The 25644-nt window shown below is 64.8% G+C and carries 28 protein-coding genes; 15 read left to right on the forward strand and 13 right to left on the reverse strand.

The window, feature by feature from the left end; genetic code table 11:
- Positions 1–130 precede the first annotated feature (130 nt).
- Positions 131–2053, reverse strand: coding sequence for an FAD-binding monooxygenase (locus tag QCM77_RS31570; RefSeq protein ID WP_279686175.1), 1923 nt, complete (start codon positions 2051–2053; stop codon positions 131–133).
- 104 nt (positions 2054–2157) lie between these two features.
- On the opposite strand from QCM77_RS31570, the gene QCM77_RS31575 reads away from it, so the two are divergent.
- A complete protein-coding gene (locus QCM77_RS31575; RefSeq protein ID WP_279667247.1) occupies positions 2158–2622 on the forward strand; it encodes a MarR family winged helix-turn-helix transcriptional regulator in 465 nt (154 codons plus the stop codon).
- Between the two features lie 121 nt (positions 2623–2743).
- Entirely contained in the window at positions 2744–3178 is a 435-nt protein-coding gene (locus tag QCM77_RS31580) for a COG4315 family predicted lipoprotein (RefSeq protein WP_279686176.1), read from the forward strand.
- A 7-nt stretch (positions 3179–3185) separates the two neighbouring features.
- Here QCM77_RS31580 and QCM77_RS31585 read toward each other — a convergent pair whose 3' ends face one another.
- Positions 3186–3839, reverse strand: a complete 654-nt coding sequence (locus QCM77_RS31585) for a L,D-transpeptidase (RefSeq protein ID WP_279667245.1) — start codon at positions 3837–3839, stop codon at positions 3186–3188.
- Between the two features lie 266 nt (positions 3840–4105).
- Here QCM77_RS31585 and QCM77_RS31590 point away from each other — a divergent pair, with 266 nt between their 5' ends.
- The 4 genes from QCM77_RS31590 to QCM77_RS31605 all read left to right on the forward strand — a co-directional run bounded on the left by QCM77_RS31590 (position 4106) and on the right by QCM77_RS31605 (position 6581).
- Positions 4106–5131, forward strand: a complete 1026-nt coding sequence (locus tag QCM77_RS31590; protein WP_279667244.1) for a hypothetical protein — start codon at positions 4106–4108, stop codon at positions 5129–5131.
- A gap of 377 nt (positions 5132–5508) precedes the next feature.
- On the forward strand, positions 5509–5739 hold the full coding sequence (locus QCM77_RS31595; protein WP_279667243.1) for a DUF6894 family protein: 231 nt from the start codon (positions 5509–5511) through the stop codon (positions 5737–5739).
- Between the two features lie 93 nt (positions 5740–5832).
- Entirely contained in the window at positions 5833–6222 is a 390-nt protein-coding gene (locus QCM77_RS31600) for a hypothetical protein (protein ID WP_279667242.1), read from the forward strand.
- A 110-nt stretch (positions 6223–6332) separates the two neighbouring features.
- Positions 6333–6581 carry a hypothetical protein gene (locus QCM77_RS31605; RefSeq protein WP_279667241.1) on the forward strand — a complete coding sequence of 83 codons (249 nt, stop codon included), beginning with the start codon at positions 6333–6335 and terminating at the stop codon, positions 6579–6581.
- A 22-nt stretch (positions 6582–6603) separates the two neighbouring features.
- Here the strand turns inward: QCM77_RS31605 and QCM77_RS31610 are convergent, their stop codons facing one another.
- From QCM77_RS31610 to QCM77_RS31630, 5 genes are all read right to left on the reverse strand, one after another.
- Positions 6604–6789, reverse strand: a complete 186-nt coding sequence (locus QCM77_RS31610) for a hypothetical protein (RefSeq protein ID WP_279667240.1) — start codon at positions 6787–6789, stop codon at positions 6604–6606.
- Between the two features lie 192 nt (positions 6790–6981).
- Positions 6982–7263 carry a cell division topological specificity factor MinE gene (gene minE, locus QCM77_RS31615; RefSeq protein WP_211385525.1) on the reverse strand — a complete coding sequence of 94 codons (282 nt, stop codon included), beginning with the start codon at positions 7261–7263 and terminating at the stop codon, positions 6982–6984.
- Positions 7260–8075 (reverse strand): septum site-determining protein MinD, encoded by an 816-nt coding sequence (gene minD, locus QCM77_RS31620; protein ID WP_279667239.1) that lies wholly within the window; start codon positions 8073–8075, stop codon positions 7260–7262. The genes minE and minD overlap by 4 nt, the downstream gene beginning before the upstream one ends.
- A 19-nt stretch (positions 8076–8094) precedes the next feature.
- The gene (gene minC, locus QCM77_RS31625) at positions 8095–8793 is read right to left on the reverse strand and encodes a septum site-determining protein MinC (RefSeq protein WP_279667238.1); all 699 of its coding nucleotides are present in this window, start codon (positions 8791–8793) and stop codon (positions 8095–8097) included.
- Positions 8794–9048: 255 nt separating this feature from the next.
- Positions 9049–10062: an ABC transporter substrate-binding protein gene (locus QCM77_RS31630; RefSeq protein WP_279667237.1), complete on the reverse strand. Its 1014-nt coding sequence runs from the start codon at positions 10060–10062 to the stop codon at positions 9049–9051.
- Positions 10063–10163: 101 nt separating this feature from the next.
- Between QCM77_RS31630 and QCM77_RS31635 the strand changes: the two genes are divergently transcribed.
- From QCM77_RS31635 to QCM77_RS31660, 6 genes are all read left to right on the forward strand, one after another.
- A complete protein-coding gene (locus QCM77_RS31635) occupies positions 10164–10811 on the forward strand; it encodes a TetR family transcriptional regulator (protein ID WP_279667236.1) in 648 nt (215 codons plus the stop codon).
- An 84-nt stretch (positions 10812–10895) separates the two neighbouring features.
- Positions 10896–11666: an ABC transporter permease gene (locus QCM77_RS31640; RefSeq protein ID WP_279667235.1), complete on the forward strand. Its 771-nt coding sequence runs from the start codon at positions 10896–10898 to the stop codon at positions 11664–11666.
- 34 nt (positions 11667–11700) lie between these two features.
- Positions 11701–12738: an NAD-dependent epimerase/dehydratase family protein gene (locus QCM77_RS31645; protein ID WP_279667234.1), complete on the forward strand. Its 1038-nt coding sequence runs from the start codon at positions 11701–11703 to the stop codon at positions 12736–12738.
- The gene (locus QCM77_RS31650) at positions 12725–13546 is read left to right on the forward strand and encodes a GNAT family N-acetyltransferase (RefSeq protein WP_279667233.1); all 822 of its coding nucleotides are present in this window, start codon (positions 12725–12727) and stop codon (positions 13544–13546) included. Before QCM77_RS31645 ends, QCM77_RS31650 begins: the two co-directional genes overlap by 14 nt.
- 6 nt (positions 13547–13552) lie before the next feature.
- Positions 13553–14608, forward strand: a complete 1056-nt coding sequence (locus tag QCM77_RS31655; RefSeq protein ID WP_279667232.1) for a dihydrodipicolinate synthase family protein — start codon at positions 13553–13555, stop codon at positions 14606–14608.
- The gene (locus QCM77_RS31660; RefSeq protein ID WP_279667231.1) at positions 14596–15378 is read left to right on the forward strand and encodes an ABC transporter ATP-binding protein; all 783 of its coding nucleotides are present in this window, start codon (positions 14596–14598) and stop codon (positions 15376–15378) included. The genes QCM77_RS31655 and QCM77_RS31660 overlap by 13 nt, the downstream gene beginning before the upstream one ends.
- A gap of 24 nt (positions 15379–15402) precedes the next feature.
- Here QCM77_RS31660 and QCM77_RS31665 read toward each other — a convergent pair whose 3' ends face one another.
- On the reverse strand, positions 15403–16494 hold the full coding sequence (locus QCM77_RS31665; protein ID WP_279667230.1) for a TRAP transporter substrate-binding protein: 1092 nt from the start codon (positions 16492–16494) through the stop codon (positions 15403–15405).
- 130 nt (positions 16495–16624) lie between these two features.
- Positions 16625–17179 (reverse strand): MarR family winged helix-turn-helix transcriptional regulator, encoded by a 555-nt coding sequence (locus QCM77_RS31670; RefSeq protein WP_279667229.1) that lies wholly within the window; start codon positions 17177–17179, stop codon positions 16625–16627.
- A 487-nt stretch (positions 17180–17666) separates the two neighbouring features.
- Here QCM77_RS31670 and QCM77_RS31675 point away from each other — a divergent pair, with 487 nt between their 5' ends.
- The gene (locus tag QCM77_RS31675; RefSeq protein ID WP_279667228.1) at positions 17667–19523 is read left to right on the forward strand and encodes a tannase/feruloyl esterase family alpha/beta hydrolase; all 1857 of its coding nucleotides are present in this window, start codon (positions 17667–17669) and stop codon (positions 19521–19523) included.
- Positions 19524–19647: 124 nt separating this feature from the next.
- Here the strand turns inward: QCM77_RS31675 and QCM77_RS31680 are convergent, their stop codons facing one another.
- Complete coding sequence (locus QCM77_RS31680) at positions 19648–19905, reverse strand: hypothetical protein (protein WP_270171602.1); 258 nt, start codon at positions 19903–19905, stop codon at positions 19648–19650.
- 79 nt (positions 19906–19984) lie between these two features.
- A complete protein-coding gene (locus tag QCM77_RS31685) occupies positions 19985–20935 on the reverse strand; it encodes a DUF2778 domain-containing protein (protein WP_279667276.1) in 951 nt (316 codons plus the stop codon).
- A gap of 213 nt (positions 20936–21148) precedes the next feature.
- On the opposite strand from QCM77_RS31685, the gene QCM77_RS31690 reads away from it, so the two are divergent.
- Together QCM77_RS31690 and QCM77_RS31695 are read left to right on the forward strand one after the other, a co-directional pair.
- A complete protein-coding gene (locus QCM77_RS31690) occupies positions 21149–21589 on the forward strand; it encodes a DUF1810 domain-containing protein (protein ID WP_279667227.1) in 441 nt (146 codons plus the stop codon).
- 99 nt (positions 21590–21688) lie between these two features.
- Positions 21689–23770: a methyl-accepting chemotaxis protein gene (locus QCM77_RS31695; RefSeq protein ID WP_279667226.1), complete on the forward strand. Its 2082-nt coding sequence runs from the start codon at positions 21689–21691 to the stop codon at positions 23768–23770.
- Positions 23771–23776: 6 nt separating this feature from the next.
- Here the strand turns inward: QCM77_RS31695 and QCM77_RS31700 are convergent, their stop codons facing one another.
- Together QCM77_RS31700 and QCM77_RS31705 are read right to left on the reverse strand one after the other, a co-directional pair.
- Complete coding sequence (locus QCM77_RS31700) at positions 23777–24367, reverse strand: NADPH-dependent FMN reductase (RefSeq protein WP_279667225.1); 591 nt, start codon at positions 24365–24367, stop codon at positions 23777–23779.
- Between the two features lie 51 nt (positions 24368–24418).
- Positions 24419–25366, reverse strand: coding sequence for an AraC family transcriptional regulator (locus QCM77_RS31705; RefSeq protein WP_279667224.1), 948 nt, complete (start codon positions 25364–25366; stop codon positions 24419–24421).
- Positions 25367–25644: the final 278 nt, after the last annotated feature.

The following is a 25644-nucleotide window of genomic DNA, read 5'->3' on the forward strand; positions in this document are numbered from 1 at the left end:
GCCAAACGGGCGTTCCGCGTAGGATGGTCTCCTCCGTCGAAAGATCGACACGGATGCCGCGCGCGGTTCAATATTCATGCGCCGTTCATCGACGCAGCGCGCAAGAGAGTATGTGCGCGCTGCCAGCCCGTCAGTTCGCTTGCAGCATGAAGGCGTCGAAGTACGCAGCAAGCGCAGCAAAATCATCGAGCGGCAGCACCGTCGCGACATACTGATCCGGCCGCACCACGACCATGCAGCCAGCCTTGCGATCGATGCCGCGCATGGCGAAAACGTCGTGACCATTCTTGAGGTCCGGACAAAACATCTTCTCGTAGTCGATCAAGCCGTAGCGGCCCTTGCGCGGGAGCAGCAACGACGGCATCGCCGCGACGGCGAGTTCGCGATGATCCTGCTGGAAGACCGCCCGCAGGTCGATCACGCTGTCGATGTCGACGCCAACAGGCGTATGGCGCCTGACCGGAGAGTCCCGGGTTTCGCCGAGGAAATCGCACAAGGCGCGAATGGCCGAGCCGGCTGCTGTCGGATCCTCCGCGCCAGAGAACGCGTAGATGCGGAAGCGGCCATCCGCCTGCGCGGCGTGACCGAGATGCACCGGCTTGGCATCCGCAAGCCGGATCACTGGCGCGGAATGAAAGCGCGTGCCAATGACGAGGCCTTGCGCGAGATGCTGGTGGGGCGTCGCTCCGGTCAGAACCGACGGGCGGTAATGCGTCGCCGTGCCCGCGGTGTAGCGACCGTGCCTCACAAAATAGTCCTGCGTCCTCGCGGCATCGGCGCCGCCGGCCTTGGCGGCGGACGCAAGAATCCCCGCCCATTCGCGGTCGAAATCGATCAGCTCTTTCGCAACCGCCTGGCGCTCCGCCGAATAGGAATGCAGCAGGCTCGGCGCAGACCGCTTCCGCAGAACGGCGGCGAGCTTCCAGCCGAGATTGAAGGCGTCCTGCATCGAGACGTTCATGCCCTGCCCCGCCTTCGGGCTGTGGGTGTGGCAGGCATCGCCGGCGATGAAGATGCGCGGCAGCCGCGCAGCGACCTCGGTCTCCGGCACGTCGTCGAACTTGTCAGTCAGGCGCTGGCCGATCTCATAGACCGACCACCACGCGATCTCCTTCACCTCGAGCGTATGCGGCCTCAGAATCCGTTGCGCTTTCGCGATCACGTCATCGGCGGTGATGTTGCGATTGGCGACGCGCTCGCCGATGTCGAGCTTGGCGAGCTCGACATAGAGGCGGACCATGTAGCCGCCTTCGCGCGGAATGATCAGTAGGCTGCCGTCCTTCGCCGACTGGATCAGGGCCTTGAAGCGGATGTCCGGAAAATCGGTCACCGCCAGCACGTCCATCACGCCCCAGGCATGATTGGCGGAATCGCCGAGCAACTCGCGGCCGATCGATTTGCGTACCGTGCTGCGCGCGCCGTCACAACCGACGACGTAGCGCGCCTTGATTGTCTCGACCCTGCCCTCGTTCGCGGCATCGACCCGTTCGAGCCGCACCGTCACGGCATGGTCGGCGGGACCTGCGGCCGGATCGACCTGAAGATCGAGCAGGCGCCGGCTGTAATGGGGCTCGAGCCTGGCCGGCGCTTTCCGCATGATGTCGAGAAAGCCGTCATGGATGCGCGCCTGGTTGAGGATGACGTGCGGGAATTCCGACAAACCGTCCTCGACGTCCTGCACCCGGCCGCTGCGGATGATCTTTTCCGGCATCCGCTCGTCCGGCTTCCAGAACGTCGTCTCGTTGACCCAACAAGCTTCCTTCAGAACGCGCTCGCTGAAGCCGAAGGCGTGGAACATCTCCATGGTGCGGCAGGCGATGCCGTCGGCCTGCCCGACCAGCAGCCGCCCCGGCTTCTGCTCGACGATGCAGGTCTTGATGTCAGGAAATTGCGCTAGCTGGGCGGCGAGCGTCAGACCCGCAGGGCCACAGCCGACGATGAGGACATCGACCTTTTCAGGCACGCCCCCCGCCGCGCCGGAGGCCTGAATGCGCGCGGCGGGATCGGCGATTTCAGGGTCGCCCGGCTGAAATCCATTGAGATGGAATTGCATGAGCACCTCTCCCGCCAACGTTCTGTTTGGATATTGATCAGTATGCTGACTATCAGTATACTTGTCAACGACGGCGCGCCCTCCCTACCTCCGAGGAGACTTCGGTGAAAGACAACAACGACATGCCCGGGCACCTGGCGCGCCGGTTCCAGCAGATCGCGGTGGCGGTGTTTCTGGCCGAAGTCGGGGATGCCGGCTTCGACCTCACACCGGTACAATACGCTGCGCTTGCGACCATCAAGGCCAATCCGGGGCTCGACCAGGTGACGCTTGCGGGATTGATCGCCTACGACCGCACCACCATCACCGGCGTGATCGACCGCCTCGTGCAGAAGGGACTCGCGGAGCGCCGCGCCTCGAGCCGCGACCGCCGTGCCCGCGAGCTCGAGATCACCGACGAAGGTCGCCGCACGCTGCGCAAGATCACGCCGGCCGTGGAATCCGCGCAACGCATCATGCTGGCCGGCCTCAGCGCGAAGGAAGGTGAGGAGCTGATGAGGCTGTTGCACAAGGCCATCGCCGCCGGCAACCAGCTCAGCCGCGCCCCGCTACGCGAGGTGCAGGCATAAGCCCCGCATTTCTATCCGTAATTGTCGCAGGATCGCGAAACCAGGAACTAACCTTCGGCTGCTACGGTCGGCAGCATTCGGCGTTTAACGCGCGATTAACTTTGCCGTTCGGGAGTTTCGGATGTTCAGGTTCCTCATTGCGGCCGCGGCCATCGCGCTCTCGACCGTTCCTGCGCTCGCGAACGGCCATGGCGGCGGCGATGCCCCTCCTCCGCCGAAGTCCGAGACGACGACCTCACCGGCGAAAGTGATCCTGACCAAGCAGGGTCCAACGCTGGTCGACCCCAAGGGCATGACGCTCTACTATTACGAGCGCGACACCACCGGCAAAACGTCGAACTGCAACGGCAAATGCGTCGAGAGCTGGGTGCCGCTGCCCGCAACGGCCGACGCCAAGGCGATCGGCGACTTCACCGTGATCAGCCGCAACGATGGCAGCAAGATGTGGGCCTACCGCTATCGCCCGCTCTACACCTCGCCGGCCGACAAGGCGCCGGGCGAGGCCAACGGCAATGCCACGACGCTGCAATGGCGCATTGCCCGGCCTGAGAACTAGGGCGACCTCACCCGCGCCAGCTGGGCCTCGCCTCGACTTGGGCGTTCTGTCCGGGCGGCAACACCACGACCGTTGAATTGAGCTTCACCCGGTCATAGAGATCGATCACGTCCTCGTTGCGCATCCGGATGCATCCGGAAGAGATCGCCTGCCCGATATACTCCGGCTGGTTGGTGCCGTGGATGCGGTAGAGCGTGTCCTTGTTGCCGGCGTAGAGATAGATGCCCCGCGCGCCCAGCGGATTGGCGGGGCCGCCGGTGACGCGCGCTGGATAGGGTCCGAGCCGCGCCTGGATATCCGCTGTCGGAACCCAGTCCGGCCATTCCGCCAAACGGCCGACCCGCGCGACGCCGGAGAATGCCATGGCTTCCTCGCCGACTGCGACCCCATAGCGGATCGCCTTGCCTTCGGGCAGCACGAAATAGAGGTAGCGCGCATCGGTATCGACCAGGATCGTGCCCGGCTGCTCCTTGCGTGGGTAATCGACGATATGGCGGAGATATTGCTCGGGCACGTTCGCCTGCGCGTAAGGCGTGTGCGCAAGCAACTGCCGGTCGCGCGGCGTCATGCTCGCATCCGTCGATGGCGAAAGCGTCGTCTGCATGCAGCCGCCCAGCGGAAGCATGGCAACGACGAAGAGAGCGAAAAGAGATTTTGGCATCGCCGGCCCCGATAGCGATAGCACCCCCAGCGTCACCAGATGTTGCCCAAATCGTGCTGAAAACAAGGCACCGCGGAACACGTGCGCGTGTTTGATAAAGCGGGTTCCATCACCACAAAGGGCAGAAGAGCGTCGCACAGTCTCCATCCCCTCGCCTTGCTTTGGTCAAACCCGGCTGGACTCGTGCGTCATCTTGCCCGTGATGGGCTCACTTCAACGGATCGGATCGCGCCAATGCGGACGACGAAGGCATCAAAGGAGCTGCGATGCTCGCGACGCTGAACACCAGGCAAATCGTCGATGAGATCGTGAAGGACACGGTCACGAACAACGACCCGCACGATGCCGTGCAGATTTCGCCTGATATGGTGCTGACCTCGCGCCCCCTCGGCGTTGCGCCCGCGCTCGCGCTTGAGATCGCGACCCGTTCGGAGCCGAAATTCGCGCCGGCGCCCAAAGTTGGTCCGGAGCCGAAGTTCAGTCCTGTCATGGAACCGCAGGCGGCAATGCCTTCGGTCGACACCGCCGTGCGCGTCGCGGCCAGTGATGGTCGCAGCCGGCGGAAACGGTCCTCGGCCGGCAAGTGGCTGCGCGGTGCGTTCGTCACGATGCTGTTTGCGGGAGGCAGCGCGGCCGCCACTGTCGCCTGGGAGAAACACGGCGACACGGCCAGGCAGATGCTCGCTGAATGGACACCGGCATTGATGTCGCTGCTGCCTTCGACGTCGCAGACAGCACCGGTCGCCGCCGCGCAGGCCGAGCCATCCACAGAGCAAGCCGCGACGGATCAAACGGTCGATCAGTCCGCGGGGCAAGCTGCGGCCGATCAGCAGCCTGCGACGCCGCCTGCGACCCAGGTCGCAGCAGCAGCGCCCGCGCCAACCCAGCCCGAAGCAACGCAGTCGGTCCAATCGATGACGCGCGATCTCGCGGCGATGACGCAACAGATCGAGCAGCTCAAGGCCAACATCGCCGAGTTGAAGGCCGGACAGGAGCAGATGGCGCGCGAGATGGCGAAGCCGCCCGCGCCGAAGCCGCTGGCCGAGGCGAGGCCGCCCGTCGATCCGCGCGCACGCGTGTCCACGCTGCCGCCGCGGCCTCCGGCGCCGCCGGTTCGCAAACCGAGGCCGGTGTCGCAGACCTACATGCCGGCGTATTCGCCCGCCCCGCTCGCACCGCCGCCGCCTTCGCAGGCTGCCGCGGTCCCACCGCCAGTTGCGCCCGTGACGACGACGCAAGCCGTTGCCGACGACGATGGACCTGTCGTGCGTCCGCCAATGCCGCTGCGCTGAACGATCGTCACACGACGCTTCAGAGCGGGGCGCTAAGGACGCTGTCCGAGTCGACGTGATGCGTTGAGTCCGGGCGACTACGGAGATCGAAGATTCGATCGTTTTCCATCAAGAGAAAAGGCCGTCGGGATCTATGCCGGCGGCCTTCTCTTGCAGCTGCCGGTTCCCGGAGCCCGGTTCTGCTGCAATTCCATGCCTCATGATCGCGCTGACATATTTAATAAAATCTTAATGCGCCCGAACGCTGCACATCATTTCTGCGCCATAAGCACAGAGATTGCGCGGCTCGTTCATTCGATAAACGTCGACTCAGTGGTACCATCGGTCATGTGTTGAAAATTCCACTGAAGCTCAATTCGTCACACCGGGGAATTCGGATGCCGTACTACTCCTTCGATCTCGTGGTTGGTGAAGAGTTCAAGAACCAGGGCGGAATCATCCTCGAAGACATCGAGGTTGCTTCCGATCGCGCCGACCAATTGGCCACCGAGCTTTCGCAGGTGAAGCCGGAGCTGCAACGCAAGGGTTGCGCGGTGCGCGTCACCGATCGCGATCACAACGAGGTCTACCGCACGCCGCTCGATCCGGTGCCGGCCTGGCAACGCTAGCTCGCCGGCCGGCTTCGCGACCGCGCGCCATCCCCATTGCGGAGCGGCGCTCCAGCCGCTAGCCTTCCCGAAAATCTGGGGAGGTACCAAAGGATGCGCACTGGTTTTCTGATGACGGCCCTGTTGCTGCTGGCGGCGCCGGCCCAAGCGGCCGACCATCCACGTTCGACCTATGTCACGTTGGTCTTGCAGGCCTTCGCCGCCAAGGTCGAATGTCCTGGCACGGACATCGTCTACCAGGATCTGGTGCAGAAGGCGGAGCAGATGCAGCTGCCCGAAGGCACCACCGAGAAGGTGCGCAAGGCGATCGCCTGGATGCACACCGGCGGCAAGATGGGCGAGAAGCAGGACGACGATCTGATGGCTGAGGTCGCGGTGGCCACCCAGGCGACCGACCTCAACCAACGCCGCCTCGGCATGCCCGGCTGGTGCGAGGCCCAGAAGACCAACCTCGCCGGCCTGATCCGCAGTAAGGGCGGCTAGCGATATCGCGCGGCGTTAAGCACGCCGCGCAGGAACTTTTGCTCCGGCCAATAATCGTCACATTCCTCACCAGCATACGGCTCTCTTCGAAATTCGAACAGGGGAGCCCCATGCGGATCATTGATGTCGTTTTCGCCGGCGCATTTGCCGTCGCGGTGCTGACCGCGCCCGTGCTGGCGAAGAATTCCGACGCCCAGAAGGGCGAAGACAAATCGACCTCGTCGTCATCGTGCAGCGCTTATCAGCAGGCGCCGGACGGCTCGTGGGAACCGCTCCCCTGCAAGGAGACGGGCGAGCGCGGCCAGCCGCAGACCCAGAATCGCACTCCGCAGCAAGGCGCTGATCAAGCGGAGCATTGAGCGCGCTCGGGCCTGACGAATGTCAGCTCTGGTGCGGACCGCGTATGATCTTCATCGCGTCGGCGATGTGACGCCACTCTTTGGCCTCATCGGCCTCGCCGCGGCCCTCGCAAGCCTGGGCCTGCTCGGCGGCCTTCGCGATCGCCGCAAAACCATGCCGTTCCAGCATCTGGCGCGCGACGGTGTGGACCTGGACCTCGGTCATCATGGGCGCTCTCCCGTTTGACGAAACCGCGGTGCATGCTTGATGGACCCCGCGGGTTTCTTACAACGACCAGGTCGCGCCTCTCGTTCCGATCGCCCGCACCCGATCGCCCGCACCTACGACAAAGGCGGCCCGCTATGCCCAGCGGACCGCCTTCTCACCCACCCCAAATTTGAAGCGTCCCGGCCGAAATCCCTACCCGACCGCCGCGCGCTTGCGCTCGAAGTCGTTGGGCACCTCGATATCGACCTCGAGGGTCGATACCTCGTCGCCGCGATCGAGCCGGACGATGACTTTGGTCGGATCCAGCGTGACGTGCCTGGAGACGACCGCGAGAATTTCCTCACGCAGCACGCCGAGCAGATCGGGCTGGCCGCGCAGTCCGCGTTCATGGGCAAGCAGGATCTGCAACCGTTCGCGCGCGACGGGTGCAGAGGCCTTGTTGCCGCGGAGAAGCCGAAGCAGACCCATGCTCATGCAGCCCTCCGTCGCAGCAGGCGATCCATGAAACCCTTGCGTTCGGTCGGTACCTGCATCGGCACGGTATCGCCGCACAGCCGCCGCGCCGCATCGATATAGGCCCGCGCCGGGGCGCCTTCCGCGTTCGACAGCGTCACGGGGGTGCCGACATTGGAGGCGCGCAGCACGTCCTGGCTCTCCGGGATGATGCCGAGCAAGGGCGTCGCGAGGATCTCGAGGATGTCCTCGATGGTCAGCATCTCGCCGCGCGCGGCGCGCGAGGGATCGTAACGCGTGATGAGGATGTGCTTCTCGACGCGCTCGCCCTTCTCGGCCCGCACCGTCTTGGAATCGAGCATGCCGATGATGCGATCGGAATCGCGCACCGAGGAGACTTCCGGATTGGTGACGATCACGGCTTCGTCGGCAAAGCGCATCGCCATGGAGGCGCCGCGCTCGATGCCGGCCGGGCTGTCGCAGATCACCCAGTCGAAGCGGCTGCGCAGATCGTCGATGACCTTGCCCACGCCCTCTTCCGTCAGCGCGTCCTTGTCGCGGGTTTGCGAGGCCGGCAGCAGCCAGAGGTTCTCCAGCCGCTTGTCCCTGATCAGCGCCTGCGGCAGCTTTGCGACGCCCTGCACCACGTTGATGAGGTCGAACACGACGCGGCGTTCGGCGCCCATCACCAGGTCGAGGTTGCGCAAACCGACGTCGAAATCGACGACGACGACCTTTTCGCCGCGTTGCGCGAGCGCAGCCCCCAGTGCGGCGGTCGTCGTCGTCTTGCCGACGCCGCCCTTGCCTGACGTTACGACCAGTACCTTGGCCATCTCTAAAATCTCCTTCTGGTCAGTTCAGCGCAGTAATTCGCATGGTGTTGCCCTGGAGCCAGGCCTGGGCCGGCTTGCCGCGCAGGGCCGCGTCGATATCGTCGGCGGTCTGGTAAAAGCCATCGATTGCAAGCAGTTCGGCCTCGATCTTCTGACAATAGATGCGTGCGCTCGTGTGACCGTTCACGCCCGCCATAGCGCGGCCGCGCAGCGCGCCGTAAATGTGAATGGAGCCGCCGGCGACGACCTCGGCACCGGAGCCGACCGAGCCGAGGATGGTGACGTCGCCTTCGGGAAAGATCACGGTCTGGCCCGACCGCACCGGCGTTTCGAGCAGCAGTGAGGTCGGCTTTGCGTCGGTCTTGGTCTCGGCCTTCTTGGGCGCGCTCGGTTCGACCACGCAGCTCCGCCCGCCCGAGAGCAGCGGCGGCATCGACGGCGCCAACCGGCCCTCCTCCACGCCCTCGATGCCGAGCACGCGGATGTTGCGGTCCTGAAGGCTGGTGAGCAGATGGCCGATGCCGGACTGGCTGAGATCGACCGAGGACAAATCGATCACCACGGGCCTACCGGCAAAGAAGCCCGGCGACCGCGCGATCGTGGCGTCGATTTCCTGCAGCCAGTCCAGGATCGGAACCGTCGGCACGAACACGAAGGCCACATAGGAGCGTCCGCGCAGGCGCACCATTTGGCGTTGAGATTTTACTGCAGCCTCCATAGCGGCCGACTCGTTCCCTGTTATTGAATGGTTAACGATGCGGCGGATATGGTTAATGGCTGGTTAATTTCTCCGTGGGGTTACGTGGGGCGGGTTGGCTCCGGACGCTCTCGCCCCAATACCGCTGTCATGCCCCGGCTTGACCGGGGCATCCAGTACGCCGCGGCTTCTCCGTTCAAACTCGATCGCCTCTGGAATACTGGATCGCCCGCTTTCGCGGGCGATGACCGAGAGAGTACGGGGCGCCTCCGCCCCCTACTTCTTCACCTTGCTCGCATCCATCTTGACGGCGGGATCGAGCATCCTGGTCGTGAACGCCGTCGTCACGTCGAACGGCTTCTCCATGCCGAGATAGGTCTGGACCAACTCGTAGTCCTTCTTCATCCGCTCACCGTCGATCCAGCCGAGCGCCTGCGTCGTCGTGAATTCGTCGGTCATCAGGAACTTGATGCGCTCCCACTGGCGCTCCTGGTTCTCCTTGTCGAGACCGGAGACCTGGTCGAGCAGCGCCTTCAGGCAGGGTGCGGCGTCGGCGACGCAAGTCGCAAAGGCCTTTTGCGTGACCCGCACGAACTCCTCGACCAGCTTCGGATTCTTCTGCAGATAGCCGCCGTTGACGATCAGCGAATTGCCGTAGGGGTTCAGCCCGATGTCCTTCCAGTTGACGTAGCCGAGATCGGGCCCGAACTCGATCACCTTCAAATCGTGCTCGTTGTAGAAGTCGCTGATGATATCGACGGTGTGGCTCTTGAGCGCTGCGATCTTCGCGGTCGGCCCGATATTGACGAAGCTGACGGCATCAGGCGCCAGCCCTGCGGCCTTCGCAAAGGCCGGCCACATCACGCGCGAGGCGTCCCCGGGCGGATTGCCGATCTTGTGGCCGGCAAAATCCTTCACCCCGTTCACGCCGTAGCTCTTCAGCCAGTAGAAGGTCTGCCCGGTGTTGGCATAGACGCTCATCACTGCAACAGTGTCAGCCCCCTTGCTCTTCGCCACCAGCATGGTGGCGAGATCGGCGACGCCGAAGGGCGAGCCGCCGGAGCCGACCTTGGCGGCGGAGACGCCGGAGCCCTTGCCGACCTCGATGGTCAGATCGATGCCCGCCTTCTCGTACCAACCTTGCGCCTTCGCGTAATAATAGGGCGAGTGATCCGCCGTCGGCGTCCAGTTCAGGATCAGATTGACCGCCTCGCCCGCGGTCGCCGGCACCGGTGAACCGAGCATCAGGGCCAACACCAGGGCCGAGCCCGCCGCCTGCAAACGCTTCATCGCATCTCTCCTCGTTGCCCGCGACCCGGCTTGTCGCTCTCCCCCTGTGAGGATACCAATGCAACAAGGCCGCCCTCCACTTGTCAACTGTTTGGTTGGAAATGCCCGCAAAACGTTCAGGCGACACCGTGCCGCAGCGGCGCGACCCCGTCGCCACACGCAAGAAGCTGCTCACCGCGGCGCGCCAGGAGTTCGCCCGGCACGGCTTTGCCGGCGCCCGCGTCGACGAGATCGCGATGCGCGCCGGCGTCAACAAGCAGCTCGTCTACCACTATTTCGGCGACAAGGACGCGCTCTATCTTGCTGTCCTCGAATGGGTTTATGCCGATATCCGCGAGCAGGAGCGCGAGCTCAATCTCGAGGGCCTGCCGCCGGACAAGGCGATCCGGAAACTGATCGAGGCCTCGTTCGATTACCTCGCAACGAACCCCGATTTCATCGTGCTTCTGAACGACGAGAACCGCGGCGGCGCGCGCCACGTCCGCGGCTCGACGCGGCTGGAGGCGATGCATTCGCCGCTGGTGAAGAGCGTGTCCCACATCCTCCATGAGGGCGTCCGCGCCGGAATGTTCCGCAAGGGGATCGACCCGATCCAGCTCTATATCTCGATCGCCGGCCTCGGCTATTTCTATCTCTCCAACACGCCGACGCTGTCAGCGATCTTCGGCAAGGACCTGTCGAGCCGGGCCGCGCGCCGCGCCCGCCGCAGGCACGTCGTCGATCTCGTGCTGCATTCGCTCCGGCCGTAATCAACCAATTGGTTGAAACTTCCTCCAAGGCCGGTTAGGCTTGCGACCAGCGGCAAGGTGGCCGCTGGCAACAGGGAGCAACCGGTGGCAGGAGACGGCGCCCGCACCACGCGCAGCTTTGCGATCGTCCTGATCGTGCACCTCGCCGTGCTCGTGCTCTGGCAGGTCCTGGTCGATGCCTTCCACGTGCCGAAGTTCATCCTGCCCTCGCCGCTGGCGACAATCCAGACGCTGGGAACCGCAAGCTACGCCTGGGGCGCCAATACGCTGGTGACGGCGATCGAGATCCTCGGCGGCTTTGCGCTGGGCGCATTCGTCGGCGTCACGTTTGCCGTCATCTTCAGCTGGGTACCGCTGCTCAGCCTCGTGCTGCTGCCGCTATTCGTGACGCTGAACATGATCCCGAAAGTGGCGCTCGGCCCGCTCCTCATCGTCTGGTTCTCCTACGGCATCGTGCCGAACATCCTGATCGCCTTCAGCATCTGTTTCTTTCCGATCCTGCTCACCACCGCGCGGGGCTTGCGCGAGGTCGAGCCGGATCTGCTCGATCTCGTCAAATCGCTGCGCGGCTCGCGCTGGACGCTGTTCCGCAAGATCCAGCTGCCGGGATCGCTGCCTTATATTTTCTCCGGCATGAAGGTCGGCGCCATCCTCGCGGTCGCCGGCGCCATCGTCGGCGAGTTCATCGCCTCCGAGCGCGGGCTCGGCTACCTCATGATCCAGGTGCAGTCGTCGCTCGATACGCCCGCGATGGTGATGGCCGTCGTGCTGCTGACGCTGCTTGGCGTCGCGCTTTACGGCTTCGTGCTCACCCTCGAACGCATGTTCGTCGTCGGCGACGCAAGACAAACTTGACGCAAGACAAACTTGAAGACCAGGGACCAAAGCCATGCTCCTCACCCGCCAGAACCTGCCGAAGACGATCGCTGATATCGCGGCGCTCGACGATCTGCTGTGCCGGCCGAGCCAGGCGCTGATCGACGACCTCGCCCAGATCAACGGCGACATCATGATCCTCGGCGTCGCTGGCAAGATGGGCCCAACGTTGGCGGGGCTTGCGAAGGCTGCCGTGCCGGATCGCCGCGTCATCGGCGTGGCGCGCTTCAGCGACGCCAGCGTCAAGGACTGGCTTGACGCGCGTGGCGTCGAGACCATCAACTGCGATCTGATGGACGAGACGGCGATTCAGGCGCTGCCCAAGGCGCCGAACATCGTCTTCATGGCCGGACGCAAATTCGGAGCCGAGGGCGATCTGTCGCTGACCTGGGCGATGAATGCGCACGTGCCGGCGCTGGTCGCACAGGCCTTCCCGTCGTCGCGGATCGTGGCGTTCTCGACCGGCTGCATCTATCCTTTCGTCCCCGTCGACGGCAAAGGCTCGACCGAGGACATGGCACCGAACCCACCCGGCGAATACGCCCAATCCTGCGTCGGCCGCGAGCGCATCTTCGAATATTTTTCGCGCAAATTCTCGACGCCGGGCCGACTGTTCCGCCTCAACTACGCAATCGACATGCGCTATGGTGTGCTCCACGACATCGCAACGAAAGTGCTCACGGGCACACCGATCGATGTCAGCATCAGTCATGTCAATTTCATCTGGCAGGGCGATGCCTCGTCGCAGGCGCTGCGCTGCCTCGCGCATTGCACGGCGCCGACCTCGCCGATCAATGTCAGCGGCCACGAAATTTTGGCGGTGCGCGATCTCGCAGCAAGATTCGGCGCCCGCTTCGGCCGTGCGCCGGTGCTGACAGGAAACGAAGAGCCGACGGCGTGGCTGACCGACACGTCCAAGGCAGTCGAGCTGTTCGGCCTGCCGGTCGTCGACACCGAGCAGCTGATAGCCTGGACGGCGGACTGGGTCTCCCGCGCCATGCCGAGCCTCGGCAAGCCGACCAAATACGAGGTGCGCGATGGACGCTACTGAGATCACCGGCATCGTCAAGCTCGGCGTCGAGGATGCGATAGCCGGGCTCGCGCTGTCGGCGGAAGCGCGCTGGAACCAGACCGAGGAGGATTGGCGCGTCTTCCTGCACGAAGGCGTCGTATTCGGCATCCGCGACGGCGTGCGACTGGTCGCCACGGCGGCTTTGCTCCCTTATCCCGGCAACAACGCCTGGATCAGCATGGTGCTGGTGACGGCAACACATCGCCGCCGTGGCCTCGCAACGCGCCTTGTCGGTGCCTGCCTGGAAACGGCGCGCAAGAACGGCCTGACGAGCTGGCTCGACGCGACGCCCGACGGCGCCGCCGTCTACGGGCCGCTCGGGTTCACGCCGACGCTGCAATTGCGCCGCCTCAAGCTGGTGAAATCCGCTCAAGCGGCCGCGCGACCACCTTCATCCGCGACGCTCGACGCGCTTCGCGCGCGTGACCGGCGAGCCACCGGTTTCGATCGAACCGCTTTGCTCTCCACCTTCGCTGGGCGTCCCGGCTCAAGCATCGTCTCTGCGAACGGCGCCATCGCGCTGGTGCGGGACGGACGCACCGCGCGCCATATCGGCCCGTTGTTTGCCGACGACGCCGCAGCCGCGCTGACCCTGGTCGATACAATCGCCCGATCGGAGACCGGGCCGCTGCTGCTCGACGCTGTCGCGTCGCAAGCCGCATTCCCTGAAGGATTGACCGCCTCCGGCTGGACCATAGAGCGGCCGTTCCAGCGCATGCGATTCGGCCCCGCCACTGCCGCGGGTGAGGAAATGCCATTCGCCGTCGCCGGCCCTGAATTCGGATAGGACCTCATGCACCACAGCCAAATCAACAGCGAAGTCCGTAAGCTGATCGCCGACGGCACCGTGCTTCCGGCGCATCCCCTCGCGCTCACCGCCGAACGCCAGCTCGACAAAAAGCATCAGCGCGCGCTGACGCGCTATTACATCGATGCCGGCGCAGGCGGCCTTGCGGTCGGCGTGCACACGACGCAGTTTGCGATCCGCGATGTCGGCCTCTACCGTCCCGTGCTCGAGCTCGCCGCCGAGACAGCGGCGAACTGGACCAAGCGTCCGCTGGCGATGGTCGCGGGCCTTGCCGGTCCGACCCGGCAGGCGGTCACAGAAGCTCGCACCGCGCGCGACATCGGCTATCACGCAGGGCTGCTCAGCCTCGCCGCGATGAAGAGCGCCTCCGAGGACGAGATCATCGCGCATTGCACGGCGGTCGCCGCCGAGATCCCGCTGGTCGGCTTCTATCTCCAGCCGGCAGTCGGCGGCGTGATCCTGTCAAGCCGATTCTGGCAGCGCTTTGCCTCGATCGACAATGTCATCGCAATCAAGATCGCGCCATTCAACCGCTATCGGACACTCGACGTGCTGCGCGGCGTCGCGGCGGCTGGCGCGCTCGACCGCGTCGCGCTCTATACCGGCAATGACGACCACATCCTGCTCGATCTGATGCTGCCGTTCGACCTCCGCGACAACGGCGTCACCACGCGGACCTACTTCAAGGGCGGCCTGCTCGGCCATTGGTCGGTGTGGACCGCGAGCGCCATAAAACAGTTCGAACGCTGCAAGGCGGCGCGGCACAAGGACAGCGTACCGGCCGACCTGCTCGCGCTTGATGCCCGCGTCACCGACTGCAACAGTGCTTTCTTCGACGTCGCCAACGATTTTCACGGCTGCATCGCCGGCTGCCACGAGGTGCTGCGACGGCAGGGCCTGATGCAGGGCCTGTGGTGCCTCGATCCCGACGAGGGGCTGAGCCCCGGACAGAAGGACGAGATCGACCGCGTCTTTCGCGAGCATGCCGACCTCAGCGACGATGCGTTCGTCGCGGCCAACTTGAATAAATGGCTGGCATGAGCACAAACCCCTTCATCAGCCTGCAAGGCGTCCGAAAGGTCTATCGCAGCGGCGGCGCCGAATTCCTGGCAGTGTCCGACGTCACCATGGACGTGCAGGAGGGTGAGCTTGTCTCGCTGGTCGGCCCGTCCGGCTGCGGCAAGACCACGGTGATGAAGATTTTGGCCGGCCTGCACGGCGCAGACGGCGGCACGGTGACGATCGGTAATGCCGACAGCCGGTTCGATCCGACCCGCGACATCGGCATGGTGTTCCAGCAGGCGCTGCTGTTGAAATGGCGCACCGTCCTGGACAACGTGCTGCTGCCGGCCGAGATCGTCGGCCTGCCGATGAAGGCCGCGCGCGAGCGGGCGCGCGATCTGCTCAATCTGGTCGGGCTTGCCGGCTGCGAGCAGAAATATCCGCGAGAGCTCTCCGGCGGCATGCAGCAGCGCACCGCGATCGCGCGCGCCTTCATTCACGACCCAAAACTGATCTTGATGGATGAGCCGTTCGGCGCGCTCGACGCCTTGACGCGCGAGCAGATGAATCTGGAGATGCTGCGGATCTGGCGCGAGAGCGGCAAGACCATCGTCTTCGTCACGCACTCGATCCAGGAAGCCGTGTTCCTGTCCTCGCATTGCGCCGTGCTGACGGCGGGACCTGCGAAGATGGCCGATTATTTCGCAATCGACCTGCCCTTCCCGCGTGCGCTTCCGCTCAAGACGACGGATGCCTTCGGCGCTTATGCGCGGCGCATCTATGAGAAGCTGGGTTTGGGCGCAGCGTAAATGCCGCGCCCACCCTTCTCGCAATCAGGTCTTGTTGCGCATCTTGCCGAGCAGATAGTTGTCGTAAAAATTCTCCGCGATCTGCGTGTAGAACAGCAGCTCCTTCATATACGCATCGTGGCTTTCCTTGGTGCGCTTGAACAGGTCGCTCTTGGCGGCGAGCTCGTTCAGATGCTCCTGGGTCGCGGTGTAGCAGGCCTCCAGCACCGGCTGCGGAAACGCCTTCAGCTCCGCGCCATTGGCGATCAGCCGCTTCAGCGCCGCCGGATTCACGCTGTCGTATTTCTCGAGCATCCAGGCGCCCGCGGCCGACGCCGCCTGGTTGACGATCGCCTGGTACTGCTTCGGCAGCGAAGCCCACTTCTCGTCATTGACGATCAAGTGCAGCATGGCGCCGCCTTCCCACCAGCCGGGGAAGTAGTAATATTTGGCGACCTTCTGGAAGCCGAGCTTCTCGTCGTCATAGGGACCGACGAATTCGACTGCGTCGATCGTGCCTTTCTCCAGCGCCGGATAGATGTCGCCGCCCGCAATCTGTTGAGGCACCACACCGAGCCGCGCCAGCACGTGGCCGCCCATGCCGGCGATGCGGAATTTGAGACCCTTGAGATCGTCGACCGTCTTGATCTCCTTGCGGAACCAGCCGCCCATCTGGGTGCCGGAATTGCCGCAGAGGATCGCATGCGCCTTGAACGGCTTCAGCGCCTCGTTCGTGAGCTCGGCGCCGCCGCCGAAATGCCACCACGACTCCTGATGGCGATGGTTCATGCCGAACGGCGCGCCGGTGGCATAGGCCAGCGCCGGCTCCTTGCCGATGTAGAAATAGAGCGGCGTTTGCGCCATCTCGACGGAGGCCGTGCTGACGGCATCGAGCGCCTGCAAACCAGGGACGAGTTCGCCGGCCGCAAAAGTCTGGATCTGGAATTTGTTGTCGGTGGCCTCGGCGACGTATTTCGCAAAGGTCTGCGCCGTGCCGTAAATGGTGTCGAGCGACTTCGGAAAGCTCGAGGTCAGGCGCCATTTGATCTCGGGCGCGCCTTGCGCGATCGCAGGTGCGGCAACCAGCGTCGTTGCGCCGGCGACCGCGCCGCCCTTGAGGAATGTACGGCGTTTCATGATAGGTCTCTCCCTTGAGATCAGCTTGAGTTGATGGCCTTCGCCACGCGTCCTGGCGGACCGTTTGCCCGTTCCGGATGCGGAGTTCAAGCTGACAGAAAGGCCGGACCGCGGCGGGCGCCGAGGCTGCTCAGTCATCCTCAAGGAAGATCGACAGCGCCCGCTGCAATTCCTTGAACGGGCCAAGCCCGATCTTGGTCGCGAGAGCCGTTTCGCTTTCGGCGATCGCCGGCCGCAGCCGGCCGAGCAGCGCGGTGCCGCTCTCGGTCAGGTGCAGCACATAGTAGCGGCGGTTGATGGCGGAGGCCGAACGCTGCACCACGCCGCGCCGCTCCAGATGATCCACCAGCCGCCCGAGCCCCGCCCGCTCGATCGACAGGGATTGCGCGAGGGCGAGCTGGTTGACGCCCGGATTGGCCTCGATCACCGACAGCACGGAAAACTGCGCCGGGCTGATGTCGAACGCGGCGAGCCGGCGGCTGACATCCTTGAAGACCCAGAGCTGCGCCCGCCGGATGCGATAGCCGAGCGAACGGGACAGATCGGCCGAGGCCAGCAGCCTTGGCCGGGCCGGCTTTGCGGGCGGTGCGGAGCGCGGCGCGGGTCGCGACGGCTTGGCAACAGGCGCCCTGCGTTGTGCTGCCTTGGCGGATCGCTTCCTGACGCCAGCCTTCTCCCGCTCCATCGACGACCATCTTTCACACGCCGGCGCAGCGGCATCCGGCCCGGCTGTCCGAGATTCGTAGCGAGTCTATCGCAGCCGCCCCGGATCGAGAAGCGGAGCAGCGTTGCGCCTTTCGACTACAGCTTCGACGAGAGGTTGCATCGCGAACTCGCGTGCCGCGTCATGTTGACACGGCAACATCGCTCGCTTAAGGATCGGGAAAACCTGCCATCGCTCGCGCAGGCTTCAGGGGAGCTAACGTCCGTGCCTTCATCAAGGATGGGCAACGATCCGCATGCCATGGCGCATCGCGGCGAGACGATCGCGCATGTCCGCGCATTGCCTCGTGCTCCGCATGGCGGAGCTCCACGGCCTTTCGACGCCCCCGCATTCTCAATCGACAACGACATCGCTCGCAGCCTCGACGACGCCCGCCTGCACGGCCGGCGCCGCGCGATGTCGCGTGGACGACCGCTGCTCGGACAACATCAAACTGGGAGGGCATGACATGAAACGACTACTTCTCGCCTCGACCATCGTGGCCGGTTGGACGGCGCTCGGCCCGCAGGCCATTGCGAACGGACTGCCTCCGGGCGGCGTTGCCCCGCGCTCGTCCTGCACGGCCTTGACGGGCCTCACATTGCCGAACACGCAGATCCTGAGCGCAACCCAGAAATCGGGTTATTGCAACGTGATCGGCATCATCAACAAGCGCGTCTCGACCCAGGACCCCGACCACTTCACCTACGGAATCGGCTTTGCGCTCAACCTGCCCAATACCTGGCATGGCCGTTTCGAGATGATGGGCGGCGGCGGCACCGATGGCAGCCTCCAGGCCGACCCGCAAGGCGCCGCCGGCGTCGAGCTCGGCCAGGGCTGGGCCGTCGCGGCCGATGACGGCGGCCACGAAGACAGCGCCAGCAACGTCGTCGGCGGCCATCAGGACGACGATGCCAATGCCGGCGGCTCGGCGCATTTCGCGATCGACGCCCAGGCCCGCAGGGACTACGGCTACAACGGCATCGAGAAGACCGCGACGATCTCGAAGCAGATCATCGCCTATTTCTACGGCTTCGAGACCGTCCATTCCTACATCATGGGATGCTCCAACGGCGGTCGTGACGCGATGGTCGCCTCGCAGCGATCGCCCTGGTTGTTCGACGGCGTGATCTCGCAAAATCCCGGCTTCAACCTGCCGCAGGCAGGCATCGCGGAGGCCTGGAACGAGCAGGTGCTCGGCAAGCTTGCAACCAGCACCGACATCAACGGGCAGCCCTTCATTCCCGACACGTTTCCGCAGCAGGACCTCCAGGTGGCCTCGGCCGCGATCCTGAGTGCCTGCGACGCCCTCGACGGGTTGGTCGACGGGATCATCGACAATTATCACGCCTGCACGGCGAAGAAGGTGTATCCGGCGCTCGCCAATTACACCTGCGGCACCGGCTCGCACGGCAGCACGCCGCATGGCGGCACCTGCCTGACCGGCGCGCAAGTGGACACGTTGAAGAAGATCTATGCCGGGCCCGTCAACTCGAAGGGACAGCGGCTCTATTCGAACTGGTTCTGGGATGCCGGCATCTGGACGCCGCCCACCGCGCCGGGCGCGGGCTGGGGCTTCTGGAACGTCGTCACCGCGCCGGTGCCGGGCGTCAACACCGCGATCAATTTGACGCTCGGCGCGGGCGCGATCCCGATGATCTTCCAGACACCGCCCGTGGTCACGCCGGTCAATGGGCCGAACGGCCAGGAAGCCTTCGTGTTCCACTTCAATTTCGACACCGACGCGCCGAAGATCTTCACCAGGACACCGGCCTATCCGGAAAGCGCGATGGACTTCATGGCCGCGGTCTCGACCGATTTGCGTCCGTTCAGGGCGCGCGGCGGCAAGCTGATCATCTCCACCTCCGTCAATGACGGCATCTTCTCCGGCGCCGCGATCGCGCGTTGGTATCGCAACATGGACAGGCACACGAGCGGTCGCGCGACCGATTTCGCCCGGCTGTTCATGGTGCCGAACATGGCCCATTGCGGCGGCGGCGCGGCCACAACGAGCTTCGCCGTGAACGAGCTCAAGGCCATCACCGACTGGGTCGAGAACGACATCGCGCCGGAGCGCATCGTGGCGACCAATACCAACGCCACCTCGCCCTATCCGACCGGGGGAGTTTTCGATCCGCGCATTGCGATGAACTTCCCGACCGGCGGCACGCGGCCGCTGTGCGTCTATCCCAAGATCGCTGCCTACAAGGGCAGCGGCATGACCAATGACGCCGGCAATTTCGCCTGCATCGACCCCGGCTTCAAACCGGGTGGCGACCACGACTTCCATGACGATGACGACGGACGCGGAGACGACAGGCACTGACCGCGTGTGGATTGATTGACGAGCCAAACAAGCACGGCGCGCGGTTCTACCGCGCGCCGCATGCGTAAGAGTGCGCACGATCGCGCCCCAATCTCAGCAACGACGGGATGGAAGGAGCGCGCTCCTAGAGCAGCTTGGCGCTGACGAACAGCGCACGCACGGCGTTGGTCGCCTGCACCACGAGCATGGCGTTATCTGCAGCGCCTTCGAGCGCCGCGACCGCGTCTTCATGCAGCGAGCGGAATTCCATCCACTCGACCGATTTGAAGTTGGTGAGGAATTGATAGGCCTGGCCGACGGTCGCAATCGCCAGCGTGTCGCCGTTCAGCTTGATCTTGAACGTCGTACGCAGCGGGGTCTCGGAACTTTGCGGATCACTCATGGGCTGCTTCTGGACGATGACGGCTTAACGAAGGGAAAACGGCAGCCCCGCCGTGGCAGGCAAATATCAGGAGCCAATATCAGGAGTCGGTGCTCGCGCGCTGCGAGGCGGTCGCCGATCCGCTCAGGCGCGGCACCACGACCAGACGATTGAACTCACCGTTGTCGTAGGCCTTCATGAATCGATCATAGTCCTTGATCGAAACGCAGCCGTTGGAATCGCCGCGCGGCCCGAGCATGTAGTTGTGGGTGAGAAGGCCGACGCGGCCGAGCGCGCTGGTGCCCTCAGCCGGCGTCAAGCGCAGCGCACGGACGCCGTGGAACAGCTTTTCGCGCGGCTTCAGGTCGTAGGTCGCGGGCGGGGTCGCGCCAACCATCCGCTGGTCGACATGCTCCGGGTCGTCCATCAGCGCGCCCATGCCGGAATGCGCCTCCAGCGCGATGCCGCTCGGCAGGTAAAGCGCCTTGGCCGAGATGTCATAGACCGCCGTTCGCGAATCGTAGCCGAGTGCGACGAGATCCGGCGCCTTGCCGAACAGGCCGCTGTCGGGCGTCAGCGAGGCCAGCTTGATCTTGTCGGTGAATTTTTCGAAGAAGTTGCGGTTGTCGACCCTGGGGGTGGTCTCCGCATAAGCCTGGCTCGAGGCGATCTGGGCGGAGAAGTCCGCCTGAGACGGGCGCGAGCGCGGCATCGGGACGGCGTCAGCACGCTGCGAGGGCCTCGTCTCGTCGACCACGTGCCGGTCGTCGTCGGTCAGGGTCGAGCGCCAGTCGTCGCCCTGGAGCTTCTGGGCGAGCATCGCCTTGGCGTCGCGCAACTTGAGTTGGACCGCATTCACGGCGGAGCGCTCCAGCGTCCGCAGGCCGAACTCGCGGGCCGGCGGACTGCCAGACGCCGAAGCGAAACGATCATCGAACGAAGGGGCATTGGTTGGCGGCAGTGCGGCAGAAACCAGCGGGGCCGAATCGCCGATATCCGCGACCCAGGCGGCAGCGCCCAGCGCCAGCGCGACGGAAGCCAAAGCCAACAGTATCGTCTCGGCTCGCCCAATACGGCGGCGCGACAACAGCCTCTCGGCTTGTGCGCGGTCGGAAACCATCAGATCCCCACAATCGACCCCCGGGGGAACCCACCCCCACCCGGAGACTCTGTACCAGCTACCACATTGGGAGCCAAAAGTTAGGCATAATCGGGGCCGGCAAGGGCCCGGCAAGGGGTCCAGCAAGCCGTCCCAAGGTATCCAATGACCGATCCTTTCGATCTCGTACGCTTTGTCCGGGCCCAGGACCCGGTCTATCGCGACATCCAGGGGGAGCTGACCCGGGGCCGGAAGCAGAGCCACTGGATGTGGTTCGTCTTCCCGCAGGTCGCCGGCCTCGGCTTCAGCGCCATGTCGCAGCGTTATGCCATCGCCTCCCGCGCCGAGGCCAAGGCCTACCTCGCTCACCCCATCCTCGGTCCGCGCCTGACCGAATGCACGAGGCTCGTGCTCGCGGTCGAGAGTCGGCCCATCAACGCCATCCTCGGCGCGCCCGACGACGCCAAATTCCGCTCGTCGATGACGCTGTTCGACGCGGTGTCCGACGAGCCCGCTTTCGATCAGGCGCTCGCCCGATATTTTTCGGGCGAGCGCGATCAGGCGACGCTAGATCTGCTCGCGGCGCTTGACCAGAAGGCCAAGTGACCGCGGGGCATCGCGGCCACCAGCGTAAACCCGGGATTAACATCGCCTGCCTATTGTCCGGGCAAAATAATTCTCCCCGCGCCAATTGCCGGACAGATCATGAAAATCGGTACGCTCCTGACCACCGCCATCGTCTCGCTCTCGACCGTTGGCGGCGGCCTCGCCGTCTACGTCGCCGTGACGAAGTACCAGACGATCGAGCGCATCACCGAAGCCCAGGGCCGGCTGGCGATCGTCCGCGCCGTCAGCGACATCCCGCGCTATCTCAACCCCGAGCGCGGCTTTGCCACCAACATCCTCTATGGACCTGCCACCATCGACCCGGCGCAGCTCACCGAGCATGACAAGCTGCGCAAGCAGACCGACGGCGCGCGCGACAGGATGAACGGGCTGCGTAAGGACCTGCCCGGCCCGTTCGACGACGGCAACGCCCTCGGCGGCAACATCGACGGCATCAATGCGAAGTTCACCGCGCTGCGCGAGGCCATCGACAAGGCGATGGCGGGACCGGTGGAGGCGCGCAAGGACGCGGCCAAGAAGATCGTCGCCGACAACGCCGTGCTCAACGGCAGCGTGACCGCGTTGCTCAACGAGCAGGTCCGCCGCATGGCGATCCTCAACGGCGATGCCTACCGCCAGGCCAGCTACGCCAACATCGCGATGACATTGCGCGACGTGGGCGGCTTCAACTCCAGCCTGCACAAGAATCTCGTCGGGGGCAAGAAACCGGCGACCGACACCGAGAAGGCCGAGATCAGCCGCTCGCAGGGCCGCAACGATCAGATCGTGATGGCGCTGCTCGAGTTGCGCGGCAATTCCACAACGCCGGCGAACGTCGCCGCTGCCCTGGAGAAGTTCAACGCGGTCTATATCGAGGAGTTCGGTCGCGAGCTCAAGCTGGTGAAGGACGGTGCGGTCAGCGGCAAGTACGAACACGACATGGACACCTATTACGCCGCCACGCAGCGCGGCCTCAGCACCATCATCGAGGTCCGTGACGCGTTCTACGACAATGCCGAGCTTGTCCTCGCCGGTGCCTCCTCCGCCGCGCGCACCAGCTTCACGGTCGCGCTCGTGGGCCTTCTCGCCGTGCTGATCGCCAGCGCCGGCCTCATCGTGATGGTTCGCCGCCGCGTCTGCGCCCCGATCGTCAACCTGACGACACGGATGTCGCGGCTTGCCGACGGAGACGTTGCAGAGGACATCCCCGGCGCCGAGCGTTCCGACGAAATCGGCGCGATGGCCGCGGCTGTCCAGGTGTTCAAGGACAGCATGATCCGGGCCGACCGGCTTGCGGCGGAGAAGCAGGCCGAGAACGACGGCAAGATGCGCCGCGCCCAGGCGCTCGACGGGCTCACCCGCGCGTTCGAGGCCAAGGTCACCGAGCTTGTCGGCGGCCTGTCCCGCGCTTCGTCCACCATGGAAAGCACCGCGCAGTCGATGACCTCGACGGCGGCCCAGACCAACAGCCAGGCAGCGGTCGTCGCCGCCGCCTCGCAGCAGACCTCGACCAACGTGCAGACCGTCGCCAGCGCCACCGAAGAGCTGACCTCCTCGATCGCGGAGATCGGTCGTCAAGTGGCGCAATCCACCGTGATCGCGGCCCGCGCCGTCGACAACGCCCGCCGCACCGGCGACACCGCACGCGCGCTCGCCGACGGCGCGCAGAAGATCGGCGACGTCGTCACGCTGATCCAGAGCATCGCCGAGCAGACCAATTTGCTGGCGCTCAACGCGACCATCGAGGCCGCCCGCGCCGGCGACGCCGGCCGCGGCTTTGCGGTGGTTGCTTCCGAGGTGAAATCGCTGGCGGGCCAGACCGCCAAGGCCACCACCGAAATCTCCGAGCAGATTTCGGCGATCCAGGCCGCGAGCGACGAGACCGTGACCGCGATCCGCAACGTCGCCGACGTCATCGGCGAGATCGACCAGATCGGCACCGCGATCGCGGCCGCGATCGAGGAACAGGGCTCGGCGACCAAGGAGATCGCCCGCAGCGTCCAGGAGGCCGCGCGCGGCACCCAGGAGGTCAACACCAACATATCGGGCGTGCAGCGCGCCGCCGACGACACCGGTACGGCCGCACGGGAGGTGCTGGGCGCCGCCGAGCAGCTCTCGACCCAGTCGCGCGACCTCGCCGGACAGTTCGACCGCTTCCTCGGCGAAGTCAGGGCCGCGTAAGGCCGTTCAATAAGGCGGCGCCTTGCGCGCCCGCTGCGCCTTGGCGGCCTCGATCCACCATTCGAGATCGTCGGCGAAGCGCGGGAACGAGCGTTCCAGCGCCTTGCCGCCCTCGCCGATCGGCTCGCTCTCGGCCGACAGCGTCTGCGCGATCGGGCCGACGCCGATGGTGCTCGATACCACCACCATGCCCATCTCCGAGAGCGTGCCGTGCCATGCGGTCGAGGCGCGTGCGCCGGACAGCCGGCCGGCCGAATAGCTGACGATCGCGGCCGGACGCCAGAACCATTCCTCCAGGAAGTGATCGGTGAGATTCTTCAGGCCAGGCTGAATGCCCCAATTGTACTCGCCGGTGACGAAGACGAAACCGTCCGCGCCGCGGATCTCTCCGGCCAGCTTCTCAAGCGCCTCCGGGGCCGCGCCCTTGGGATATTCCTTGTACATGCGATCGAGCATCGGCAGGCCGATCGCCTTGGCGTCGATCAACGCGACCTCGTCGCCGCGCTGGCGCAGGCGATCGATGACGAAATTCGCGAGGCGGATGCCCATGCGGTCGGAACGGTAGGAACCGTAGAGGACGAGGATGCGATTGCTCATGGCCAGCAGGCTAGCACAAAACCGGAATTCGGCCCCAACCCATTTGTCGTGCTAGCGCCCGCGTCCGCGCTCGAGCGTTTGCGACGGCGTCTCGCCGAACTGGTCGCGATAGCTTCCGGAGAAGTCGCTGAGATGCCAGAAGCCGAACGCCAGCGCGACGGCCTTGACGCTGTCGGCACCGGCGAGCAGCCGCCGGCGCACCAGCCACAGCCGGCGCAGGCGCAAGTAACGGTGCAGGCTCATGCCGCGATAGCGGCGGACGACGTCGTGCATGGTGCGGACGGACAGGCCGAGCTTGCGCGCCATCTCCTCGCTGTAGATGGGCTGCGAGAGGTCGTCGGAGAGAAGCGCGCGGATGTCCTGAAAGATCTTGAAGTTCCGCTCGTCATTGGGGCGCAGGGTCCATCGCGCCGGAACGATGCTTTGGAAAATGTCGTCGACCGCGCCGAGCAGGGTCTCCCTCATGGCGGCTGCCTTCAACGGCACGTCTGGCGCGTCGACCGGTTCCGACGCCGCGGCCAGCACCTCCCGAACCACACCGCGGAGCCGGTTCAAGCCCGCGGCGGTCGTTTCGAAGATCTTGAAGCTGAGGGCCGCCTGTGGCCAGCCGCGATCGGTCACCTCCGGCCTGAACACTACCGAGGCGATTTGCCGCTGCACTTCCTCGATGGCGGTGTAAGCCGCGCCGCCGTTGCCGATGACGACGACGGGCCGCGCACGCTGCGTGCCGTTGAACCGGACCGGCACGTCGAGGTCGTCCATCGTGAATCCGATTGCGGTGCAATTATCGACGAGCTGGGCATCGACGACCCGCGGAAATGCCCGCGTCAAATTCACGTCGCAGCCGGGCAGCGACAGTATGGTCTGCTCGGCCGAAATCCTCCTCACGAACGGCGTGAACTCGAAATCCAGGCCTCGTATGGCATTTCGAAATTCATCGACGTCGGAGAAACGAAATACCTTTGGCGCCAACGCTGGCGCATCATCACTTCTGTTCATGGCAATGTGAAATTTCGCGTCGCAACAAACGCACGCCCGGCGACGATGCCGGCCCGATTTCCCCCTTTTCGGCGTTCCCCTGAATTCGAAGGAATCACTTTAACCCGTACGGACCAGTTGGCGAAGGTCGAAGTCCAAGGACAAGTCGGCGGATCAAATCTCGCCGAATTTCGATAGCGTTTCCCGCGGGGCCAGCGGTGCAGCAATACCCGGATGATCGAAATCAAAATTTCAAATTAACGTCTGTCGGGCGGAATAGACGCAGTTCGATAGTCCAA

This window comes from Bradyrhizobium nivariense, from assembly GCF_029846695.2.
Taxonomy (GTDB): Bacteria; Pseudomonadota; Alphaproteobacteria; order Rhizobiales; family Xanthobacteraceae; genus Bradyrhizobium.

Bases quoted from the DNA above. Each gene is read 5' to 3' on its own strand.
- minE (WP_211385525.1), bottom strand. From the start codon at position 7,263: ATGAGCATGGGTCTGCTTCGGCTTCTCCGCGGCAACAAGGCCTCTGCA.
- QCM77_RS31630 (WP_279667237.1), bottom strand. From the start codon at position 10,062: ATGAAGCGTTTGCAGGCGGCGGGCTCGGCCCTGGTGTTGGCCCTGATG.
- QCM77_RS31695 (WP_279667226.1), top strand. From the start codon at position 21,689: ATGAAAATCGGTACGCTCCTGACCACCGCCATCGTCTCGCTCTCGACC.
- QCM77_RS31635 (WP_279667236.1), top strand. From the start codon at position 10,164: ATGCCCGCAAAACGTTCAGGCGACACCGTGCCGCAGCGGCGCGACCCC.
- QCM77_RS31675 (WP_279667228.1), top strand. From the start codon at position 17,667: ATGAAACGACTACTTCTCGCCTCGACCATCGTGGCCGGTTGGACGGCG.
- QCM77_RS31585 (WP_279667245.1), bottom strand. From the start codon at position 3,839: ATGCCAAAATCTCTTTTCGCTCTCTTCGTCGTTGCCATGCTTCCGCTG.
- QCM77_RS31690 (WP_279667227.1), top strand. From the start codon at position 21,149: ATGACCGATCCTTTCGATCTCGTACGCTTTGTCCGGGCCCAGGACCCG.
- QCM77_RS31680 (WP_270171602.1), bottom strand. From the start codon at position 19,905: ATGAGTGATCCGCAAAGTTCCGAGACCCCGCTGCGTACGACGTTCAAG.
- QCM77_RS31610 (WP_279667240.1), bottom strand. From the start codon at position 6,789: ATGATGACCGAGGTCCAGGTCCACACCGTCGCGCGCCAGATGCTGGAA.
- QCM77_RS31700 (WP_279667225.1), bottom strand. From the start codon at position 24,367: ATGAGCAATCGCATCCTCGTCCTCTACGGTTCCTACCGTTCCGACCGC.
- QCM77_RS31570 (WP_279686175.1), bottom strand. From the start codon at position 2,053: ATGCAATTCCATCTCAATGGATTTCAGCCGGGCGACCCTGAAATCGCC.
- QCM77_RS31670 (WP_279667229.1), bottom strand. From the start codon at position 17,179: ATGGAGCGGGAGAAGGCTGGCGTCAGGAAGCGATCCGCCAAGGCAGCA.
- QCM77_RS31600 (WP_279667242.1), top strand. From the start codon at position 5,833: ATGCGCACTGGTTTTCTGATGACGGCCCTGTTGCTGCTGGCGGCGCCG.
- QCM77_RS31665 (WP_279667230.1), bottom strand. From the start codon at position 16,494: ATGAAACGCCGTACATTCCTCAAGGGCGGCGCGGTCGCCGGCGCAACG.
- QCM77_RS31595 (WP_279667243.1), top strand. From the start codon at position 5,509: ATGCCGTACTACTCCTTCGATCTCGTGGTTGGTGAAGAGTTCAAGAAC.
- QCM77_RS31655 (WP_279667232.1), top strand. From the start codon at position 13,553: ATGCACCACAGCCAAATCAACAGCGAAGTCCGTAAGCTGATCGCCGAC.
- QCM77_RS31650 (WP_279667233.1), top strand. From the start codon at position 12,725: ATGGACGCTACTGAGATCACCGGCATCGTCAAGCTCGGCGTCGAGGAT.
- minD (WP_279667239.1), bottom strand. From the start codon at position 8,075: ATGGCCAAGGTACTGGTCGTAACGTCAGGCAAGGGCGGCGTCGGCAAG.
- QCM77_RS31605 (WP_279667241.1), top strand. From the start codon at position 6,333: ATGCGGATCATTGATGTCGTTTTCGCCGGCGCATTTGCCGTCGCGGTG.
- QCM77_RS31645 (WP_279667234.1), top strand. From the start codon at position 11,701: ATGCTCCTCACCCGCCAGAACCTGCCGAAGACGATCGCTGATATCGCG.
- QCM77_RS31580 (WP_279686176.1), top strand. From the start codon at position 2,744: ATGTTCAGGTTCCTCATTGCGGCCGCGGCCATCGCGCTCTCGACCGTT.
- QCM77_RS31590 (WP_279667244.1), top strand. From the start codon at position 4,106: ATGCTCGCGACGCTGAACACCAGGCAAATCGTCGATGAGATCGTGAAG.
- minC (WP_279667238.1), bottom strand. From the start codon at position 8,793: ATGGAGGCTGCAGTAAAATCTCAACGCCAAATGGTGCGCCTGCGCGGA.
- QCM77_RS31705 (WP_279667224.1), bottom strand. From the start codon at position 25,366: ATGAACAGAAGTGATGATGCGCCAGCGTTGGCGCCAAAGGTATTTCGT.
- QCM77_RS31660 (WP_279667231.1), top strand. From the start codon at position 14,596: ATGGCTGGCATGAGCACAAACCCCTTCATCAGCCTGCAAGGCGTCCGA.